Source organism: Veillonellales bacterium, from assembly GCA_039680175.1.
Lineage (GTDB): Bacteria > Bacillota > Negativicutes > JAAYSF01 > JAAYSF01 > JBDKTO01.
Window position 1 is genome coordinate 1 of record JBDKTO010000003.1, and the last position, 3415, is coordinate 3415.

Below are 3415 nucleotides of genomic sequence, written 5' to 3' on the forward strand. Positions count from 1 at the left end.
AGAAACGGAAAGAAAGCCATCATACTTTCTAAGCACTCTTGGTAATCTACACACATTAAGATAAATAAACTACCGCGGCGATTTATATCCATGCGGATATCACCATTTAAACAGGGAAGGTATGAAATGGGTAAAGTACTTGAACACAAGCATCTTATCGTCAGAGCAGAGTTAAACAATCCACCAAAATGTGCCGAAGCGATCCAAGACTGGATGAAAAGTCTAGTGGATCAAATCGGTATGAAAATTCTAATGGGCCCTTACGCTGTATATTCTGACATGGTCGGTAATCGCGGGCTGACCGCCGTGACTATTATTGAAACTTCTCACATAGCAATGCATGTGTGGGATGAATGCGAACCTGCGATGATGCAGCTAGATGTTTATACGTGTAGTACGTTAAACATACAAGATGTGTTTAAGGCAATCGAACCATTCGAACCAGTGAAGACTGAATACAAATACATTGATCGAGAAAACGAGCTAGTTCTACTTGATAAAGGGTTATTTGCTAGCGTTGCTTAATAAGTAAGTGTAAGGGACAATTACTATGTGGATTATACATCTTTTACCAATGAGCATAATGGCTTTAGTAGTACACGGTGTACTTTTACTAGGTATTGTTGCCCTTGCACTTACATATATTAGTAAACTTTTTCCATTACCAGCTGCTTACAATGGTCCAGCAAGGATTGCCGCAGTAGCTATAATTTGTGCGGGACTATACCTTGAAGGGGCATACGGAACGCATCAGTGGTACCAGAACGAAGTTAAAGAACTGCAAGAAAAAATTGCAGAGGCTGAAGCAAAAAGCGAAGAACTAAACACGCAGCTTACCACAGAAATTCAAAAGAACAGTGAAATTATCACCAATCACACCGAAAGCGTTCAGACAATAATCCGTGAAAATACTGTGACTATTGACAAGGAATGCAAAGTTGATCCATTGGTCATTGATATTCTAAATAACAGTGCTAAAAATCCATTAGCTGGAGAAAACAAATGAACAAGCTTTTCGCATTATCTTCATTGATTCTATTAGCTGGTTGTACCACAGTTCCTTTAGATAGAAATTTCCCGGATGTACCCGAGGAACTCCTTAAGCCCTGTCCGGACCTGGAACAGACACCGGAAACTGATAAATTGAGCGAAGTAATTGGTGTCGTTAACAGTAATTACGGACGATACCACATGTGTCAGGATCGAAATGGCAAATGGATTGAATGGTACCAGAAACAGCGTGAAATTTTTAACAGTGTTGATTAAACGTCCACGTATTGACTTTCAGGTTAATCTTATGTATAATTAAACATTATTATCCTGGATATCATTAATGACAGATTATTACCAAGTTTTAGGCATAGATAGATCAGCAACTGAACAAGAAATTAAATCAGCGTATCGCAAGCTAGCGATGCAGCATCACCCAGATCGCGGTGGCGATGCTGGAGAGTTCCAAAAAGTCAGTGAAGCATATGCAACGTTAAGCGATGCTCAACGGCGAGCGGAATATGATAATCCGCAGCCGCAGTCTCAACACAATTTTGGTGGATTTCCACCGGGGTTTGAAGAGATGTTTGGTCACGCATCTCCTTTTGGAGACATTTTTGGATTCAGAAGGCGGACGCCTACAAATCATTCACTACAGCTTTCAGCAACTATTACACTGGAAGAGGCTTTCTATGGCAAGGATGTCTATGCCACTATAAACCTTCCCAGTGGGCGAGAACAGACTATCAATATTAAAATTCCACCAGGTGTACATGATGGAACTGTGTTGAAGTTGAGTGAAATGGGTGATGATTCTATTCCTAACATTCCACGGGGCGATCTTTTATTAAACATACAGATCCAAAACCACCCCGTGTTTTATAGATCTGGTGACGACTTAATTCAGGAAGTGGAAATTTCCTGTTTTGACGCTGTGTTAGGCAAGAAAATTTCATTGAAATCCATCGACAATCGTCAGTTGCAGGCCGAAATTCCCGAAGGAACACAGAACGGCACAATATTAAATATTGCTGGATATGGAATGCCGAACTTTAACAACAATTCTATCCGTGGCAGAATGCTGCTTAAAATAAAGGTTAAAATTCCAATTTTAACTGAACAACAAAAAGAACAATTAAGAAATATGGAGTTGTAATGAATATTATCCATTATCCCAATCCGATTCTCCGTGAACAAATGCCAACATTTGATTTCAGTAATCCATCAGTGGACCCTTTACAATTAGAAAAATATATGTTACAATGCCTTTATAAAAGTGGAGGTATTGGACTTTCTGCCAATCAGGTGGGCATTAGAGCTAATGTGTTTGTAATGGGGCATTACGAAGACCCAGAAAACGGGATGGCATTTTTTAATCCCGAGGTCATTGAGGCCGACACTGATACAACTGATATGGAAGAAGGATGCTTGAGCTTCCCTGGAATATTTGTTAAAATAAAAAGGCCATCAAAAATCAAAGCCCGCTGGCAAAATGCGCAGGGCGAAATTATGGAGGGAACATTTGAAGATTACGAATGCAACTGTTTTTTACATGAGTTAGATCACTTATGCGGTATTACCATGCGTGATCGAGTTAGTGCCCTTAAATGGGATATGGCTACTAAAAAATCGAAAAGGAAAAAATATTAATGTTGGAACCAAATTCAGATCTTGCAGCAATGTTTGAAAAGGCTGTCAAGTGTGCTGTTAAAAATAATCACGAATATATCACACTAGAGCATTTCCTATACAGCATGGTGACTGATTCTAAATTTGAAAAACTTTTAGTTGAATTCGGTGCTGATGTTCCCATGCTCAAGGGCGATCTTGAAAACTTTATTGCCAACAACCTTGACGATATCAAAGTTGCCTCTTTAGAGGGTCGGCCACAAAAAACACATAGTATTGAAAGAATGCTTAATCGAGCATTCACACAAGTACTGTTTGCTGCTAGAACTGTAATCGAACCCAGAGACTGCTTCCTCGCACTCTTTTCTGAAAAGAAGAGCCATGCAGTTTATTTCATGCGAAAGGCTGGAATTGATCAGGATAAATTTATTGAATTCATCAATCAGGAAACAGAACATCTAGACGACGACATCATTGATGATGCTGCTTCGTCGCAGTTGGAAAAAATCATTGTGCAATATTGCACTAACCTCAACAACAAAGTTAAGCAGAAGAAGATCGATCCCGTTATTGGACGAGAAAAGGAGATTGATGATATTCTGCTAGTACTGGCCCGACGCGGCAAATCCAATGTCATGATGGTGGGTGAGCCCGGTGTTGGTAAAACTGCAATTGCCGAAGGCCTTGCTAAAAAGATTGTAGAGGGCGCTGTTCCCAATTTTATCAAGGATCATACAATCTACAATCTGGATATCAGTGCAATGCTTGCTGGCAGCAAGTATCGTGGTGATTTTGA

6 protein-coding genes are annotated in these 3415 nt (G+C 39.9%); all 6 read left to right on the forward strand.

Annotation, left to right across the window (positions count from 1 at the left end; translation table 11 throughout):
* The first annotated feature begins 126 nt into the window (after positions 1–126).
* Positions 127–525: an S-adenosylmethionine decarboxylase gene (locus ABFC84_00405; protein ID MEN6411208.1), complete on the forward strand. Its 399-nt coding sequence runs from the start codon at positions 127–129 to the stop codon at positions 523–525.
* Positions 526–583: 58 nt separating this feature from the next.
* Positions 584–1006, forward strand: a complete 423-nt coding sequence (locus ABFC84_00410) for a hypothetical protein (GenBank protein MEN6411209.1) — start codon at positions 584–586, stop codon at positions 1004–1006.
* Positions 1003–1266: a hypothetical protein gene (locus ABFC84_00415; protein ID MEN6411210.1), complete on the forward strand. Its 264-nt coding sequence runs from the start codon at positions 1003–1005 to the stop codon at positions 1264–1266. The genes ABFC84_00410 and ABFC84_00415 overlap by 4 nt, the downstream gene beginning before the upstream one ends.
* Before the next feature lie 67 nt (positions 1267–1333).
* Positions 1334–2146 carry a J domain-containing protein gene (locus tag ABFC84_00420; protein ID MEN6411211.1) on the forward strand — a complete coding sequence of 271 codons (813 nt, stop codon included), beginning with the start codon at positions 1334–1336 and terminating at the stop codon, positions 2144–2146.
* Positions 2146–2640 carry a peptide deformylase gene (gene def, locus ABFC84_00425; GenBank protein ID MEN6411212.1) on the forward strand — a complete coding sequence of 165 codons (495 nt, stop codon included), beginning with the start codon at positions 2146–2148 and terminating at the stop codon, positions 2638–2640. The genes ABFC84_00420 and def overlap by 1 nt, the downstream gene beginning before the upstream one ends.
* On the forward strand, positions 2640–3415 hold a 776-nt coding region (locus ABFC84_00430), incomplete at its 3' end, for a Clp protease N-terminal domain-containing protein (GenBank protein ID MEN6411213.1). The genes def and ABFC84_00430, both read left to right, overlap by 1 nt.